The 18,438-nt window shown below is 47.8% G+C and carries 13 protein-coding genes; 4 read left to right on the forward strand and 9 right to left on the reverse strand.

Going from position 1 to position 18,438, the window contains the following annotated elements; translation table 11 throughout:
• Positions 1–39 precede the first annotated feature (39 nt).
• Positions 40–1,524, reverse strand: coding sequence for a xylulokinase (locus H5647_RS02950; protein WP_045856190.1), 1,485 nt, complete (start codon positions 1,522–1,524; stop codon positions 40–42).
• 530 nt (positions 1,525–2,054) lie between these two features.
• Here H5647_RS02950 and H5647_RS02955 point away from each other — a divergent pair.
• The gene (locus H5647_RS02955; RefSeq protein ID WP_236075019.1) at positions 2,055–2,720 is read left to right on the forward strand and encodes an NUDIX hydrolase; all 666 of its coding nucleotides are present in this window, start codon (positions 2,055–2,057) and stop codon (positions 2,718–2,720) included.
• Between the two features lie 8 nt (positions 2,721–2,728).
• Here H5647_RS02955 and H5647_RS02960 read toward each other — a convergent pair whose 3' ends face one another.
• The 7 genes from H5647_RS02960 to H5647_RS02990 form a co-directional block, all read right to left on the reverse strand.
• On the reverse strand, positions 2,729–3,805 hold the full coding sequence (locus H5647_RS02960; RefSeq protein ID WP_045856192.1) for an efflux RND transporter periplasmic adaptor subunit: 1,077 nt from the start codon (positions 3,803–3,805) through the stop codon (positions 2,729–2,731).
• A 19-nt stretch (positions 3,806–3,824) separates the two neighbouring features.
• The gene (locus tag H5647_RS02965) at positions 3,825–5,072 is read right to left on the reverse strand and encodes an ABC transporter permease (protein WP_045856193.1); all 1,248 of its coding nucleotides are present in this window, start codon (positions 5,070–5,072) and stop codon (positions 3,825–3,827) included.
• A gap of 1 nt (position 5,073) precedes the next feature.
• Entirely contained in the window at positions 5,074–6,330 is a 1,257-nt protein-coding gene (locus H5647_RS02970; protein ID WP_045856195.1) for an ABC transporter permease, read from the reverse strand.
• A 5-nt stretch (positions 6,331–6,335) separates the two neighbouring features.
• A complete protein-coding gene (locus H5647_RS02975) occupies positions 6,336–7,001 on the reverse strand; it encodes an ABC transporter ATP-binding protein (RefSeq protein ID WP_045856197.1) in 666 nt (221 codons plus the stop codon).
• Between the two features lie 117 nt (positions 7,002–7,118).
• On the reverse strand, positions 7,119–7,820 hold the full coding sequence (locus tag H5647_RS02980; protein ID WP_045861015.1) for a DUF6445 family protein: 702 nt from the start codon (positions 7,818–7,820) through the stop codon (positions 7,119–7,121).
• A 64-nt stretch (positions 7,821–7,884) separates the two neighbouring features.
• Positions 7,885–9,606 carry a glycoside hydrolase family 43 protein gene (locus H5647_RS02985; RefSeq protein WP_052691835.1) on the reverse strand — a complete coding sequence of 574 codons (1,722 nt, stop codon included), beginning with the start codon at positions 9,604–9,606 and terminating at the stop codon, positions 7,885–7,887.
• Positions 9,607–9,707: 101 nt separating this feature from the next.
• On the reverse strand, positions 9,708–10,919 hold the full coding sequence (locus H5647_RS02990) for an endo-1,4-beta-xylanase (protein ID WP_052691836.1): 1,212 nt from the start codon (positions 10,917–10,919) through the stop codon (positions 9,708–9,710).
• 536 nt (positions 10,920–11,455) lie between these two features.
• Here H5647_RS02990 and H5647_RS02995 point away from each other — a divergent pair.
• Positions 11,456–14,350: a glycosyl hydrolase 115 family protein gene (locus H5647_RS02995; protein ID WP_082087151.1), complete on the forward strand. Its 2,895-nt coding sequence runs from the start codon at positions 11,456–11,458 to the stop codon at positions 14,348–14,350.
• 103 nt (positions 14,351–14,453) lie between these two features.
• Here the strand turns inward: H5647_RS02995 and H5647_RS03000 are convergent, their stop codons facing one another.
• Positions 14,454–14,951, reverse strand: a complete 498-nt coding sequence (locus tag H5647_RS03000) for a CBS domain-containing protein (RefSeq protein WP_045856200.1) — start codon at positions 14,949–14,951, stop codon at positions 14,454–14,456.
• A 526-nt stretch (positions 14,952–15,477) separates the two neighbouring features.
• On the opposite strand from H5647_RS03000, the gene manD reads away from it, so the two are divergent.
• Together manD and uxaC are read left to right on the forward strand one after the other, a co-directional pair.
• Positions 15,478–16,686 carry a D-mannonate dehydratase ManD gene (gene manD / locus H5647_RS03005; RefSeq protein ID WP_045856203.1) on the forward strand — a complete coding sequence of 403 codons (1,209 nt, stop codon included), beginning with the start codon at positions 15,478–15,480 and terminating at the stop codon, positions 16,684–16,686.
• Positions 16,687–16,934: 248 nt separating this feature from the next.
• Positions 16,935–18,344 (forward strand): glucuronate isomerase, encoded by a 1,410-nt coding sequence (gene uxaC, locus H5647_RS03010; RefSeq protein WP_045856205.1) that lies wholly within the window; start codon positions 16,935–16,937, stop codon positions 18,342–18,344.
• The last annotated feature ends 94 nt before the right edge of the window (positions 18,345–18,438 follow it).

Below are 18,438 nucleotides of genomic sequence, written 5' to 3' on the forward strand. Positions count from 1 at the left end.
CCTTGTCAGTGGCGCCGAAGCGTCATCCCTTATAGATGATTATTGTGGTAATGCTGCAACCCACTCGCCATACGCCTGCTCATATTGACCAACCTTGCCGGCATTTGGCTCGATAACGTTGACGCGAGTTAAACTACTAAACGCTTCTTTCGCAGAACCAAAATAACCACAACCCAGAGCAGCGGCGCGAGCGGCGCCTTCAGCACCGTCAGTTTCGAAGATTTCAACAGCCGCTTGGGTAGTATTAGCAAATGCAGTGGCAAACACATCGCTCAGAAACATATTGCCTTGTGCAACACGCACAACATCACAGCTACCACCCAACGACTTCAATACGTCAAATCCTTGATTCAGAGCGAATACAATTCCCTCCTGAACCGACCGCACCATATGCCCAAGGCCATGTCGGTTCAAGTCTATATTGCGTAATTGCGCGCCCATATTACGATTCTGAAAAATTCGCTCTGCACCATTACCAAAGGGATGGAAGATTAAGCCCTCACTCCCAATAGGTGTAGCCTCTGCCTGAGCATTCAATAGCCTATAATCTACCGGTTTTCCGTCAACACTTAACAATTGACGTAGCCAACTATAAGATCGACCAGCACCGTTCACGCAAACAAGAACACCGTTACGAGGCGCTTCAGGCTCGCTGGTGACATGTAAAAAAGTGTTTACGCGTGACTCAACATCGGCTGCGGGTTTGTCCGTAACCCCATAAATGACGCCAGAGGTGCCCGCCGTTGCCGCAACTTCACCAGGCTCTAAAACATTTAAACTCAAAGCGTTATTGGGCTGATCTCCACCGCGATAGCTTATTTTTACGCCTGCGCGTATACCGAGCTGAGCGGCAGCTTTAGCAGACACTTCAGATTGCTCACCAATGCTCGGCACTATAGAGGGAATTAAGTCTGCACTTACGCCCCAATGCTCAAGCAATGAATGTGCTATATCCTGCTCTTTAAAGTCCCACAACGTGCCTTCAGATAAGCCCGAAGCTGTCGTGTTAATTACGCCCGATAATTTCATAGCGACAAAATCACCCGGTAACATTACTTTGTGAATTTTCTCGAAAGTTTCTGGCTCTTTATCCTGCACCCAACGTAATTTCGCCGCAGTAAAATTACCGGGCGAATTTAGGAGGTGCTCAAAACAATAATCGCGGCCCAATGCTTCTAATGCGGCATCCCCGTAGGGTACAGCACGGCTATCGCACCAAATAATGGCAGGGCGTAAGACGTTTTGCGCATTATCGACCAAGACCAAACCATGCATTTGGTAGGAGATTCCAATAGCCTCAATTTTAAGCGGGTCGACACCTTCTTTAGCGAAAAGCTGCTCACAGCCTTTCGTAATGCAATCCCACCACAAGTCAGGATGCTGCTCTGCCCAGCCTGGTTGCGGGCTACTAATAGCCAGCTCCGTTTCTGGGTATTGGGTGGCCGCCAGTGGCTTACCGGAAGTTCCATCCAGAATTGAGAGTTTTACCGAAGAACTGCCTACGTCGATTCCAAGAAAAAGCATTGTTTACCTGCCAAGCGATTAATATCATTAATAGAGTATGCACTGGATCTTTTGGCCTTTGTCTAGCCCTCCAGCATCATAGGTGAAGTATAGCCTTATTGTCGTTTTGACCACAAGAGGTATTAATGCTACGATCAAGCCACTTCTGTTCTAACCGACAAGCGGTAGCCTTTTTTACACAAATTGGGCTTCACACAGCAGAGGATATACAGCCGTCTGCCACAACCGTTTACACAATTTTAGTCAACAGATCAGCAGTATTTTAGTGTCCGCATGGCTTTTTACAGGGCCGTTGTTTCGCGCCTACGCCTTATATTATAAGGTTTCTCGCCGAAAAATACGTTTCGAATTCATTCGGACACACATCAAATCGGCTGTTAGCGATTGCGTCTCACAGGCAACAAATACACCTGCATGGAGCGCAATACCCTAATATGAATAACCTCGGCAAACTATGGAGCCCAATCAACGTGGCAGAAGTAACCTCAGTAAGTCCAACCCGTGAACCCTATCCCTTACCAGAGGGTGTCATGCGCGGCTTATCCATCGACAACTTAATATTCGGCCTAGACGGCAGCGAATTGAAAATTTTGTTGATTAAGCATGGCGAAGGTATTCGTATGGGCGAATGGGCACTCCCTGGGGGCTGGATCAAGCACGAAGAAGACCTTAAAGATGCAGCCAAACGTCTTCTCAAAGACCTTACCGGTGTCGAACACCCCTATTTGGATCAGTTAAAAACCTTCGGCAAGGTGAATCGCTATCCCGCCGAACGAGTTGTTACTGTTGCCTATTACGCCCTCGTAAGTGCTGATGATTACGCGTTACTAGCCGGTTTTAGTGCAGCGGATGCCGGCTGGTTTAATGTGCACGACACCCCACAGCTTGTTTTTGACCACCAGAACATTCTCGACTTCGGTATTCAACACTTACAACACCAAGTTCGACACTACCCCATTGGTTTCAATTTATTACCCGAAAAATTTACACTGCTGCAACTTCAGGAATTGTACGAAGCCATACTCAACATTAAATTAGATAAACCCAATTTCCGCCGAAAAATAATGAAAATGGATTTACTTACCCCGTGCAATGAAAAACAAACAGGCGTGGCACACCGAGCAGCAAACCTCTATCGTTTCGATAAAGCCGCTTACGAGCAGTTAACACGGCAAGGCTTTACCTTCGAGGTTTAAAGCCTCGCTTACTTCGGCGTTTTCAGCCGTGTGTCTGCATTAATACCTTCAAGTATTTCAATATGAATGCCATTTGAAAGCCCCGTTTTTACTTTCTGCTTTTGAAATACTTGGGGTGTAGACTCAACCTCTACCAATATTTCGTCCCCTTCAAAAATCAACAAGCGTTCATTAATCGCTAACACCTGCTCACGCTTGTCCAACACGATATCGGCATTAGCGCTATAGCCCGCCCGTAAAAAACGATCATTCTGAAGGCTCACCGCGGCGCGAATCTGAAATTTAATGGTGCCTTGATCATCCCACCCCTTCGGTGAAATGTATTCCAACTCGGCAATAAAAGGCTCTTCCTCCATTGCACCAATATTTAACAAAAGCGCCATTCCAACATGAATTTTACCCACTTCGGCCTCGTCGACAGTGCCCTGAAAAATCATATCTTGCATATTGGCAATAGACGCAATGCTCGTACCCGCATTGAACGTATTCGTCTCGGTTACAAATGTTCCTTCCTTAACGGGTATATCTAAAATTAACCCTGTTAAAGTGGCGTGCACAAGATTCGATACCTTCCCTGCTTTTTTCGAAGCGCCCTCACGAATAATGGCCAAGTTACTTTCAGAAGATTGTAATGTTTCGGCCTGCAAATCAAACTCATGTAGGTACTTATTGTATTCGAATTCGGATATTAATCTATCTTCAAAAAGTTGTGTCTGTCGTTCCAATTCACGCTTAGCATTTTCATAGCGAAGGCGTGCGGTTTCCATTTTCGATTCAGCCGCGTTCAACCGTTCCATATTGGGAATTATTTGAATTCTCGCAATTAAATCACCCTTATTAATCGCTTGCCCAGCCTCTACAAATATTCTTTCCACCACACCCGAGACTTGTGATTTTATCTCGACTTCTTTGCGCGGAATAATTTTACCAGTAGCGACTGTTTTTTTCACAATATCGGTACGCATTGGCTTTTCTGTGGCATAGATAACCGGCTTCTCTTGAGATTTAAGGTAGAGAAAAACACCCGTCCCAATAAACACTGCCGCTATCACGATGGAAATCACAATGGCGAAAAACTTCTTCATTTAGACCAATCCTTATTATTTATTCATCTTGTAAAGCGACAACAGGGTTAACATTTGCGGCACGTCTAGCAGGTAATATTGAGGCCACGGCACCCGCAAAAAGCAGCACCAAAATGGCCCATATTGCGGTGGAAAAACTTATTTCCGGATTTAAAAAAGTCGTATTGGGATCGCTAGCAAACGTATCGACCAGTTCAACAACCAGCACTCCGGCTACCAAACCCGCGTAGCCTGCTAAAAATGTAATCGCCAGTGATTCCTGTACAATTGCACTGATTATGGATGCAGGTGTTGCACCAAGCGCTTTTCGAATACCAATTTCCTTCGTACGTTCTTTCACGGTAATAAGCATAATATTTCCTACGCCCACAACGCCCGCAATAATTGTCCCTATCGCGACAAACCAACTAAAAAATGCAATACCGGTAAATAGACTTTGCACGCGATCATATTGCGCCTGTGAATTCCAGCTGCCTATTACCCCTTTATCGTCCGGGTGTACCCGATGACGACGCAGTAAAAGATTTGTTACGTTCTTTTCAACAATGGCGGCATCCACACCACTAACGGGAGTAACGCTAAAGCTGTGCACTTGGCTACCTTGGTTAAAAGCTTTACGCAACGTATATTGAGGCATGTAAATACGCGTTAATTCACGTTGCGCCCAATTATTAAGGGCCGAAGGCTCAACCACACCGACCACCTGAAACTGTACGCCTAAAATCTTTATTCTCTGGCCAATGGGCGACTCGTCTTCTTCAAAGAGCAATTCTTTTACTCTTCGGCCAATGACAACAGATTTTCGCTCTTCCATTAAATCGAAACGGTTAAGATAGCGCCCCTCCAATAAGTGAAAATTTCCGCCTATAAATTTTTCTGGCCAGACACCGTTAATCTGAAAAGTATCGCCTTTCGTTTTTCGTGCAACAAATTGATCACCGATGCCATTACTGGGCGAAACAATCGCAACCTCATTCGACAACTTGCGGATAGCGGCCATATCGTCGTCATTCATATGAATGTACCGACCTTTTGTTAAACCTTTGTATGGAATACTGGTGGGGCGGCCGGACCACATCGCGACCGACGTTCTCACCCCACCCATACTGGCGTTGGCGCCGTTGCGTAACCCATTACCTGCTGCCAGCAGGTTAACCAACATAAATATTCCCCAGAACACGCCAAAGGCGGTTAAGGTTGCACGCATCTTGTGGCGACGCACACTGTCAAAAATTTCTTGCCAAATATCGCCGTCGAGTAAATGCATTCTATTCTTCCCGCATCGCTTCAATGGGTAATATTTTCGCTGCGCGTAGCGCTGGCGCTAGGCCCGCTAAAGCCCCTGCAACAATCAACACTATCACGGCCTGAATGGCGGTGGACAACTCTATATCGGGCGCGCCAAAGAAACCTAAACTTCCACCCGCATTTTTAACGACAAGACTAACGCCTTCCAGTATGGCGACGCCCAGTACCAGGCCACAATAACCAGCCGTCGCCGTAACGAGTACCGATTCACTTAAAATCATTGTCACTATCGATAGGGGTGTAGCGCCCAGTGCTTTTCGTACGCCAATTTCCCGCGTACGATCTTTCACCGTAATAATCATAATATTACTGATACCCACAATACCGGCAGCGAGCGTCCCCAACCCTACAAACCATACAAACATGGTAATGGCGGCGAATGTTTTCGTGGTGCTTTCAAGCTGGCGAGCCGTATTGTAAATGGAGATTGCACGTTCATCGGTAGGCGCTACGCCATGGCGTTGCCGAAGGAATGTTTTCAGATTTTCTTCTAACGTGTAAGAATCGGTGCTCGATTTAGGTGTTAACGCTAGCGTGCCTACTTTATTCGCACTACCAAACGTTTTTTGAAACGTTGTTAACGGTATATAGATACGCTCGGACATTCTCCCCTGCCGGCCCGAATCATAGAATACCCCTACCACTTGAAGCACAATACCGTGAAAAGTGATTTGCTCGCCGGTGGGGTCTACATTCTCACCAAATAAGCGATCTCTCACGGCGCTGCCAATTAACGCGACTTTGCGTGTATCGGCGGTATCGAGAACATTCAGCGTTCGCCCAGCACGATACTCCAGAAATCGTTTTATCGAGAAATAGTCATCTGCCACACCGAACACCCCGAACGCACCCGATTTATTTTTGTAGGTTACGTTTATTGTTCGCCGCCAACGTATGCCCGCACGATTCTCGGCAGATACATATTGAACCTCACCAAACTGTTCACGTAGCGCGGTTAAATCATCTTCGGTAAAATTAATTTGTCTTCCATTGGGAGTCCCTTGGTAGGGAATAGCGGTACGCCCAGCGCTTATCCACATACTACTTCGATCGTCACTACCAAAGCCTTGCGTTATGCCATTTTCAAGCCCTTTACCCGCACCGAGCAATAGAATTAGAATTAATATGCCCCAGAAAACACCAAACGCGGTTAAAAACGTTCGCAGTTTATTTTTGCGAATGGTGAATAGGATTTCTTGTAAGTTATCAAATTCCATGGCGTTTAGGTATCAACGATTAAGCCATCTTTTATGTGAATAACGCGTTCCGTTTGCGCCGCTATTTCATCTTCGTGCGTAACAATTACAACTGTTTTACCGCTGTCGTTTACCTCACGAAAAAGTGTCATCACGTCTTTTGACGTTACGCTATCGAGCGCGCCTGTAGGTTCATCGGCAAGTATTACTTTTGGGTTGGTTATTAGTGCACGTGCGACAGCAACGCGCTGTTTCTGTCCACCTGACAGCTCACCCGGCAGGTGCAATGCGCGGTCGCCCAAGCCCACACGATCTAAATATTCTTGTGCGCGACGATTGCGCTCTTTACGCCCCACTTTTTGGTAATACAAGGGCAGTGCGACATTTTCCATGGCGTTTTTAAACGGTAATAAATTAAAGGATTGAAAAACAAACCCCAAATGCTGATTACGCAAAGCCGCTGCTTTTCGTTCCGAGAGATGTCGAATGGCAATATCAGCAAGGCGATATTCGCCTTCATCATAACTGTCTAAAATGCCTAAAATATTCAATAGCGTCGACTTTCCAGAACCAGAAGAACCCATAATGGCAACCAGCTCGCCTTCGGCTATTGTGACATTCACACCTTTCAGTACGTGTAGCCGCTGCGTGTCGTTGCCATAATATTTATGTACATTCGAAATTTGAATCATGTCGATTTATTGTAGCTCTCGTATCGTTTGGGTTGTGACTGAATCCGTAATTGTTTGCAGAAGGTACCTGTAATGATTCTCTCAGCGTTTTGCCCACATCCGTCTGCGCCAAAGATTTTAAGGGTATAAAAACGACGTCACCGTAAATCGGCCAGTACGCGGGTTAAGGTCAAACGGGTAAGTATCGGGAATATTACCGGAATGCAGGCTCGAGCAACGGTAGATAAGTGCCCGATTAAACGTTGCTTCATAGCTGGCTACCCGCTCAAATAATGGTGTATCGCCGCTAATGTAGCCTTTGTAGCGCCCAATACCTTCAGTGCGCACTTCTTTATCAAGTTGCGTCATGTAACCTTCTACACGTGCTTGGTCGATATATTCGTAGCCCGTTTTTCTATGCCGGTAAAACGAGGTGCCACCGTAGGGCGCACCACACAAGTAATGAATAACCGCGAGGCTTTCGGGTTCTGGCCGATCGAAATGAGGCACTCGCTGCGGAGGGCTCAGTTGTTCGAACGGCGTTGCCACTATGGAAAAAAAACTTTCGCTCGACACTAACGCCGTGGCAGGTTGCCCAAAGGCCTCTTCAATAGCATCACCAGCGACGCTTAGCAGAGTATCAATATAGCGAGGCGGGGAGGGCGAGCGCATGCCCGGATAAAAACCTTTAGCCGGCGCCACATTTTGCTGAGTAAGTGCGTAATCAATAAGCGAATCGGCCTGCGAAAACACATTATCAATCACCAAAAGCGGCTGCTTCTCGTCACCAATACTGTTCACGCTATAGCGGTAGTTGGGGTGCTGCAGGGTGTTAGTCAATTCCACTCACTCATTATTTATTGTTAACGTGTGTAACCCTGCCTACTCGGTACAGAGGTGCACTTCACTCGTCTAGCGTTCGGGCAAATAACCCAACGTAAACACCAACAAACCCACCTGCACGTTGGGTGCTGAGATCACGGACATCCACACTTACCTCTAACCATTCAATGGGAGCCTGCTCGCCCCACTGATACGCAAAACGGTAGGCCTGCTCGTCACCTTCAACAATAAGCGTGAGCTTATCACGGTTTGCCTCAGTGAGAGGGTGTGTAGCGAGTCGCTTAAACCCACTTTTATCCTGATGATATAACACCAACTGCTGCTCTAATTGTTGATGTTCAACCGCCAATAGAACATGTGCTTGCTCACTTTGAAAAACCGTTATTCCGGCCTGATGCTCTGCTGGTACGGGAAGCTGAAGCTCAGTACGTGCTGTAAACGATTGGTGTTGCTGACGCCGCCCAACAAATGCAGGCTGCTTTAAATCGGCAAGCTGCACGCCGCTCGGTTTAAGTTGCAAACCGCCCTCCGGCAAAAATGAATACCACTCGCTGTCGCCACTGCGTAAAGTATTCCACTGCCAATTTAAGCTTGGCCCAGAGAAACGCTCGGTTACCGTAAAATTACCGTTTAATGGCTGTGCATTTTTTGTAACGGCTAAACCTTTAGGGGCCGGGGCGGTGTAAGGTAAAGCTTCCGTGCCACCTGCTATCACTGGCCATTCATCGTTCCATTGCACGGGCATAAGAAACGTTTCGCGCCCCGTATTAAAATAATCTTGCTGATAATTACGTGTTGCGAGAAAAACGGCCCACCAATCGCCATTGGGCGTTTGCACCATATCCACGTGACCTGCGGTCGCAACAGGGTTCACCCGTGTTGGATCTAAATGTCGCTGCGAGAGAATAGGGTTGTGTTCGTAAGGTACAAACGGTTCATTAAGGCTTCGCGCCCGAAAGACAACCTCTGAATGATTCTCAGCCGTGCCTCCCTCTGCGCATAGCAAGTAATACCATCCGTTTACTTTATAAAGGTGGGGGCCCTCTATCCAAATAGGCTTCTTGGTAATATCAGCTCCACCATTCACTATTACCTTGCCGGTGTCTGGAATAATCTGCAGCGTTTCAAGGTCTAGCTCCCATTTCCATATCGCTCGATGCCCTTCGTATAGGGGGGGCTCTAGAGGAGGGCCGTTGTGCGTTACATACACTTTGCCATCATCATTAAAAAATAGTGAAGGGTCTATACCGTCGATTTCAGGTAAATAGTAAGGGTCCGACCATTCACCAGCAGGGTCTTTTGCGGTGACAATAAAATTACCGCCTGCGCCATCTACGCCGGTTGTTATCACATAGAACACACCGTCGTGATAGCGAATAGTAGGAGCGAAAATACCTCTTGAAACGCCTGCTCCGTCCAGGTTTTTTAATTGACTCGATCGAGTAAGTACATGCCCAAGCGGCTGCCAATGCACTAAATCGTTACTGCGTAAAAGTGGTATGCCAGGGAAATAGCTAAACGACGAATGAACCATATAGTAGCTATCACCCGCTCGCGTAATGCTTGGATCCGGGTAAAAGCCTGCCACAATAGGGTTACGGTACTCGTTGGGCCCCAGCGGGTTACTAAAAACAGCATCATGCCCAGTGTAATCGAACCACTTAAAAGTTACCGGTAGAGAAGGCGGAACAAGCGCTGACTCCGCGGGAACTGGGTTGCTGTCTGCGCAGCCGGTGAATAGCGCAACGGTTGCCGCCAGAATAAAACCTTTTACTTTAATCACATCTTCCCCTACTTATTTTTTTTGCATTATGTAGTGGATACCAAAAAGGCGCTACATCAATAGCGCCTTGCGTACCTTAGGTCTTTCAGTTTCCACGTTTATCAGGGACTACTCAAACCGTCCGCGACACCTTGCAACGCTTGCTTCGGTGAAAAATTATCGTTGAACAAAAGGCCCCATTCATCACGCCCTTTAAAATTTGGCAGCCAGCTGTCGCCGTCCGTTATACCCCAAACGCTCACACCACCACGCAAATGTGCAGGCACAACATCGCGATAAGCCTCAACAATTTGCTGGTAACGTGCTGCCTGTGCAATTTCCGCTTCAAGCGTTAACTCCGTTAGATTTTCGTTGTCATTAACCGTTACATCTAATTCGGTAATTTTAACTCTCAAACCCATATCCACAACACGCTGGAAAGCCCCTCGAATATCGCTGTTTGTTGGCCAGCCAGAAGAAACATGCATTTGAAAACCGATGCCATCAATAGGTACATCGTCATCGAGTAAATTTTGCACCATAGCCAACGCACCCGTTAATTTGGTGCCATTGCCGGACAGGTTGTAGTCATTATAAAACAGCAAAGCGTCATCGTCGGCTGCACGCGCTGCGGTGTAGGCCATCGCAAGGTAGTCTTCACCCAAGTTCTCGTACCACACACTTTCTCGTAGTGCACCGTTACTGTCAGAAATAGCTTCGTTCACCACATCCCAACTCACGACTACATCATCGTCCGCAAAATGCCCCACAATGTTCGTAATATGAGATTCCATCATGGTTTGCCACTGCGCAGGCGTTCCAGAGTAGTTGGTCATCCATGAGGCGATCTGGCTGTGCCACACCAATGTATGGCCGTGTACCGCAAGCCCATTGGCCGCCGCATAGTTAACTAACTCATCGGCTTGGCCGTAGCTATACGTAGACTCGGCTGGGTGCATATAGGCCGGCTTCATAATATTCTCGGCCGTAACCTGATCAAAGTGAGCACTTACAATTGCTTGGCGACCCGTACTGGTAATGATGCTATTACCCGCACCTCCAGCGGCTACCGCAACCCCGATGGGGAAATCCGCCAATTCGGATAGGCTTGTAACGGTAATTTCGGGTGTAGGCTCCGGCGTTGGCTCCGCTGTGGGTTCTGGAGTCGGCGTAGGCGCTGGAGTGGCCGCGGGCTCTGGCGTAGGGCTAGGTTCAGCAGTTGGCTGCGGTGTAAACACCGGTACGCTATTATCGCCAGAACCGCCGCCACAAGCACTCAACACTAAAAAAGATGCCGCTAACGCGACGGAGGCAAATATTCGAACAACCATCATCTATTTCTCACTCAAAGCTTAAAGGGTTTTACAGCAACTATGTACAACAGTCATTGCAGCCATACATTCGCGTAACGCTATTCAAACAGTCAATTCATTCCCTCATAACACATGGGAAACCTGCCGAGCCTGTCGGCACGCAGAACTACACTATTGTGCATTCGTCCTATATTTGAATCGTTTCTCAGTATTCGATTATACTGCGCCAACGTCATCTTATAGTCAATAAAACCATATCAAAACTTATTGGGATGTACATTTCAATACGGGCCCTTAGCTACTCCGCATCCCATGCGTTTACCTTTCAATATCAGTCGCTCGTACCAATGGTCGCTTGCTGGCATTTCTCCCAGTCACAACGCGCGATGTAATATACTTGTATACTTATATCTATTAATCTGAGGGGTAAGCAAGCGCCCCGTATTATTAACGACGAACTACAATACGCTAACCGTATATAAAACATGGCTATCGGCACGTTCTACGGCCAGCGCCACCGTGGCTTCAATCGCCCCAACTTTCGAAAGGTACCCTTCATGCACCTGGCTAGAATTCGTAATTGCTTCGCACAATTCACACTATTACTGTGTGCTGCATGCATTGCACTCACCTCCGCACAGGCTTTGGCCGCTCTTGGCGATGCCCGTTACATTAGCGAGAAAGCCCTCAGAGGGTCTGTTGCTCTGGTGAGCAAAGATACAACCGCCACTCTCTATGTCGACAGCAACGACCATAAGGGCGTCATTCGTGCTACGCGCAATTTACAGACCGACATCAAACGGGTAAGTGGCCAGCACGCCGTTATCGTAAATACGCAGAATGCACTGGGCGCACACGCAGTGATTATCGGTACCATAGGCAAGAGCCCACTAATTGACACATTAATTGCCGAGCGCAAAATTGATGTAAAGAGCACCGTCGGAAAATGGGATGGCTACCATCTTCAAACCGTTAACAACCCGTTACCCGGTGTAGAACGTGCTCTTGTTATTGCCGGTGCAGACAAACGTGGCACCACCTACGGCATTTACGACCTCTCCGAACAAATAGGTGTTTCCCCTTGGTATTACTGGGCCGACGTCCCGCCACAGAAAAAAAATACGCTGTATGTTTTGGCGAAAACACTGCGCCAAGAATCCCCAAAAATACAATATCGCGGTATTTTTCTTAACGACGAAGCACCTGCACTGTCAAGCTGGGTGGCCGAAAATCACGGCAACTACACACACGAATTTTACGAAAAAGTATTTGAATTATTACTGCGATTGAAAGCAAATTTTTTATGGCCAGCCATGTGGAACAATGCCTTTGCGGATGACGATATTCAAAATATGATTCTTGCCGACGAATACGGCATTGTCATGAGCACCTCACACCACGAACCTATGATGCGAGCCGACAAAGAATGGAACCGCCACGGCGTGGGCGCGTGGGAGTTTTCCACCAACCCCGATAACCTTGCCAATTTTTGGCAAGATGGCGCCACACGCAATCGCGACTATGAAAGCATTTACACGATGGGCATGCGCGGTCAAGAAGACGAGCCTATGAGTGAAGGCGAAAATATTGAATTGCTCGAAAGCGTTGTAAAACGACAACGCACTATCTTGGCCGACGTGTTTGATGATCGCCCCATAAGTGATGTGCCACAGGTATGGTGCCTATACAAAGAAGTACAAGCCTATTACGAAAAAGGTATGCGCGTTCCCGACGACGTCATTTTATTATGGAGCGATGACAACTGGGGCAATATTCGTCGCCTACCCACACCACAAGAACGCGAACGTGCGGGCGGAGCGGGTGTTTATTATCATTTTGATTATGTTGGCGGCCCACGCTCATACCGTTGGATTAATAGCACCCCCATTGCCAAAATATGGGAACAAATGAATTTAGCTTATGCCTTTGAAGCCAACCAAATATGGATAACCAATGTAGGCGATTTAAAACCTATGGAATATCCCATTGAGTTTTTCTTGCGCATGGCATGGGACCCGGAACGCTGGCCCCACACCCGTTTAAAAACCTTTGGTGAATTATGGGCGACGCGAGAATTTGGTGCAGAATACGCATCAGAAATAGAAGCCTTAATGACCGGCTACACCCGCCACAATGGCCGACGAAAACCTGAACTCATGGCGCCCGACACCTACAGTATCGAACATTATAACGAGGCAGAACGCATCGACGCAGAATTAACCGATCTCGTCGCCCGCGCAGAAACCTTGTATAAAAAAATGCCTGAAGAAAGAAAGAATGCTTTTTTTCAACTCGTATTACACCCCGTGAAAGCTTCAGCCATAGTGACCCAACTTAATATCGCCATCGGTAAAAATCGACAATACGCTATGCAAAGGCGCGCCGACGCCAATCGTTACGCTGAAAAAGCAAAAGCACTTTTCGCTGCCGATGCCGCGCTTAAAGCCCAGTACCACAGCCTTAATGATGGCAAGTGGAATCACTTTATGAATCAATCGCACATTGGCTACACTAACTGGAACAACCCAGAAGGTGACCAAATGCCGGTAACCTACGATTACGCCCCCGGTAACTACGCCGAAATGAGCGTTGTAATAGAAGGTGGGATACACGCATGGCCCGACGCCGGTGGACACGTATTGGCCTTTGATCAAGCCGGTGAAAAGGAGCACTGGCTAGATCTCAATAATCGCGGTACCCAACCCTTTGACTACACCTTAACGCCCAGCGAAAACTGGATTACATTAAGCGAACCCACAGGAACCGTCACCGCCTCCAAACGCGTATTCGTTAGCATTGACTGGAAAGCCTTACCAGAAGGAACCTCGACAGCTCGCATTCAAGCAAAAGGCCCAAGCTGGAATCGGGCACACATTACCGTCTCGGCATTTAAACCTAACCAAAAAGTGCTTAAAAACGCGAAAGGATTTATCGATGCGGACGGCTACCTCTCCATAGAAGCCGCCAGTGTTGACCGCACAAAAAGTGTAGAGGGCATTCAGTGGGAGGAAATACCAACGCACGGCCGAACGTACAGCAGCATGACACCATTACCCGTTGGCGATAGAAGTTTTGAAGATCCACAATCAGCTCCCTACCTTGAGTACGACGTAACGTTTTTACGCACAGGAGAGTTTGAGATTCAAACGTTACTCGCCCCGAGCTGGCCGTTTGTACCCGGCAGAGGGTTACGCTATGCCATTGCGATTGGCGACGCAAAACCACAGGTAGTGGATTTTCTAGAGGGCTTTAGTGGCACCGATTGGAAATGGGAACCCTCAGTTAAAGATGGTATACGTATTGGCAAAAGCACCCATACGGTCACCCGCGCTGGGCGCTCCAAAATTCGACTTTATATGGTAGACCCCGGTGTAACGCTACAAAAAATACTCGTGAATACGGGTGGACTAAAAGACAGCTATTTAGGGCCAATTGAAAGCGCAAGGCGATAGCCTTCACTCAGTTTGAGTCGCGGTTAACAGCAACCCAAACGCTTAAAACCAAACACAGATTTACAAAACTGGGACGCTAGAACTTAAACAAACTTTAAGCCGCCTATAATAACCGCTGCAGGATATCCCGCGCGGTTATTACTCCCACCAACTTCCCATGTTCAGTAATAAACAAACGGTGAATATGCTGATTAACGATAACCGCACACGCATCCAACACCGACGTCTCAATATCAACGGCGAGCACCTCAGGGGTCATAATGGCGTTAACCGTACAATGTTCAATAGCCTTTTCTTGCAAATGCCGAAGATCTTTATCACTCAGCTCACCACCAAAAGGACCGCAGTAAAACCGAACCAATTTTTTCAATTCATCTTCGGTCTGCGTTCGAGACTCAAATGCCATTACATCCGATTGGGTGACGACGCCAACCAGCTCATCGTCTGCCGCAATGACCGGTGCACCGGAAATACTATGCTTGACGAAAAACCCCGCCAATCGCTTTACCGACCAACCCTCATAAACAGTGAGTACTTGCTTCGTCATCAACGTAGCAAGCGCGTTATCGTTTAGGGTATTGGCTAAAAGTGCATGGACCATATTGGTATCCTCGGGTTTACGTTGGCGTAATCACACACGGTGTACAATCTATCGATCAATAGTGCAGGGCTATGCACTGCTAATAGAGTATAGCCCTAATACAGAGGCTGCCAGCATCGCTACTAACATCGCCTGTGCACCGCCAACACCCCTTAATAGCCTTAAAAGTGAAGACGTAACCTCAATATCCGATTAAAATGGCGCAAATAATAGAAGATGCCCGAATCAATCTTAAACGACAACTAAAGTGCCAAACACGTCCTTTAGGCTAAACTTAACATTTTGTTGGATACAAGAATGCAAGATTGCGGCAAGCACGGTAAACTACCGCCTGATCATTCTATAATGACTAAATAGAGCCACATTTGGCGGCAACGCAAAAAGCAGCCATAGCGGCCCTAAGCGTCTCAAGACTGAACCTCGGATAGACGCCAGGTTCACAATCAACACCAATTAAATACTGTTGCGCTTACTAGAAGCTTCCTCACAGTATTTAGCCATTATGAGTAAAAGTGGAGATCCACCGTTGAAGATTACCGAAGCGAAAGTCATTGTTTGTTGTCCTGGACGCAATTTCGTGACGCTAAAAATCATGACCGATGAAGGCGTATACGGGGTAGGTGATGCCACACTTAACGGCCGTGAAAAAGCAGTAGTGTCCTTCCTGGAAGACTACCTATGCCCTTCACTGATTGGTCGTGACCCCTCTCAAATAGAAGATATTTGGCAGTTTTTCTACCGCGGCGCCTATTGGCGTCGTGGCCCCGTGGGCATGACAGCCATAGCCGCAATTGATACAGCGCTTTGGGACATTAAAGGAAAAGTTGCCGGAATGCCCCTATACCAACTACTCGGTGGGCGCAGCCGTGACAAAATCATGGTTTATAGCCATGCCAACGGCAATGACATAGACACTACCCTGGCAGAAGTCGCGAAGTCCGTCGACAAAGGCTATAAAGCCGTTCGTGTTCAATGTGGTATTCCGGGCGTCGCCAGTACCTATGGCGTGTCTAAAGGCGGCAAAAGCTACGAACCCGCCGACGCCGACCTTCCAACAGAATCCGTATGGTCAACTGAAAAATACCTCAATCATGTTCCTAAGCTTTTTGAAGCCGTACGTAACGAATTCGGGGAAGATCTACACATTTTACACGATGTTCATCACCGGCTAACGCCCATCGAAGCCGCTCGACTCGGCAAAGAAGTCGAGCAATATCACTTGTTTTGGCTCGAAGACTGCGTGCCCGCCGAAAATCAGGACGCCTGGAAACTAATTCGCCAACACACCACAACGCCTTTAGCGGTCGGCGAAGTTTTCAATAGTATCCACGACTGTCGTGAACTGATCCAAAACCAATTAATCGACTACATTCGCTCAACCGTTGTTCATGCAGGTGGCATCACGCAATTACGTCGCATCGCCGACTTAGCTGCGCTCTACCACGTACGTACTGGCTTTCATGGTGCTACCGACCTTTCGCCCATTTGTATGGGTACCGCCTTGCACTTCGATTATTGGGTGCCTAATTTTGGTATTCAGGAACACATGGCTCACAGTGAAGAAATGATGGCCGTATTCTCGACCTCTTACGAATTTAAAGACGGCTACTTTACCCCAGGTGAAACACCCGGCCACGGGGTCGATATTGACGAGGCACTTGCCGCACAATACCCTTATAAACGCGCGTGTTTACCCGTTAACCGGTTGGAAGATGGCACCCTCTGGAACTGGTAGTAACCCGCGATTAACCGCAAAGACACCGTCCACAAACATTTCGCCCCGCGCGGGCAAGCGGGTTTTCGAATGTTAACCCCATAAATATGGCCGGCCCCCTCTCCACAAATTTGCAAGAACCAGCGAATGGGGCCAAGCACCGTGGCCGCCCCTAACCGTATACTGGGCATACGTTGCTCAAGCAGCATTCTTCGGCAAGCTGCAACGCCACTCCACACATTGACGACCAGCGAATACAGGACACCACCATGAAACCTTTTATGGGTGAAGACTTTTTACTCTCCACAGACACCGCCCGCGAGCTGTATCACGCTCACGCCGCGCCGCAGCCAATTATTGATTACCACTGCCACCTTCCTCCTATAGAAATAGCCGAGAACCGCCAGTTTGAAAACATGGCGCAAGTATGGCTCGAAGGTGACCACTACAAGTGGCGTGCAATGCGTGCCGCAGGTGTAAACGAAACCCTCATTACAGGGAAGGGTAGTGATTACGAGAAGTACAGTGCATGGGCCGAGACTGTTCCAAAATGTATCGGTAACCCTCTCTACACGTGGACACACCTCGAATTACAGCGACCGTTTGGCCTATTCGACCTGCAGTTTGGCCCAGCTACCGCCAAAACCACATGGCAACACTGCAATGATTTATTAGTCACGCCCGAATTTTCGGCCCGCGGTATTATGCAGAAGATGAACGTAAAAATGGTTGGCACCACTGATGACCCCATCGATTCATTACGCCATCACGCCGCCATCGCCAACGACAATATTGGCGTTAAAGTACTACCTAGCTTTAGACCTGACCGCAGCTATAAAATCGAATTAGACGGGTTCAGCGCCTACCTGGAAAAGCTTGGCGCTAGCTGTGATATTAACATTACACGTTTTGAGGATTTGCGCTCTGCGCTCGCACAACGCCTGGATCATTTCGAGGCACACGGCTGCTCGTTAGCCGACCACGGTATAGACATAGTCCGCTTCGCGCCCATACCCGATGACATCACCCTCAATACCATTCTGACGCGACGCTTAAACAACCAAGTGCTCAGCGACATAGAAATTGCTCAATTCTCAACAGCTGTACAAGTATGGCTAGGGCGTGAATACGCCAAGCGGGGCTGGGTAATGCAATACCATATGGGCGCACAACGGGACAACAATAGCCGCTTACACACGCTTCTGGGCCCCAACACCGGCTTCGACTCTATTGGTGATCACCCCGTTGCCGCACCCTTGGCGGGTTTACTTAACGCCATGGATATTCACAACGAACTACCGAAAACGGTTTTGTATTGTATAAATCCAAGTGACAACGAAGTTATAGGCACCATGATTGGCAATTTCCAAGATGGCAGCATCGCAGGCAAAGTTCAGTTTGGTTCCGGCTGGTGGTTCAACGATCAAAAAGACGGCATGATGAGGCAGTTAATGCAGCTTTCCCAGCTGGGCTTGTTAAGCCAGTTTGTAGGTATGCTCACCGATTCGCGAAGCTTCCTCTCCTACACTCGCCACGAATACTTCCGCCGTATCTTGTGTGAATTGCTCGGAAACTGGGTAGAAAGCGGTGAATTACCCAAGGATTTAAATCTACTAGGTGGCATCGTTAAAGATATTTGTTTTAATAACGCCAACCGGTATTTTAATTTAAACCTTTAGGGCACACCCTATAGCGTTTTAAAAAGCAGAGCTCAGGTAACACCGCTCTGCTTTTTTTGTAGCCGACACAACCAAGAATAATAACGGATACTGA

It is taken from the genome of Teredinibacter purpureus (genome assembly GCF_014217335.1).
Taxonomy (GTDB): domain Bacteria; phylum Pseudomonadota; class Gammaproteobacteria; order Pseudomonadales; family Cellvibrionaceae; genus Teredinibacter; species Teredinibacter purpureus.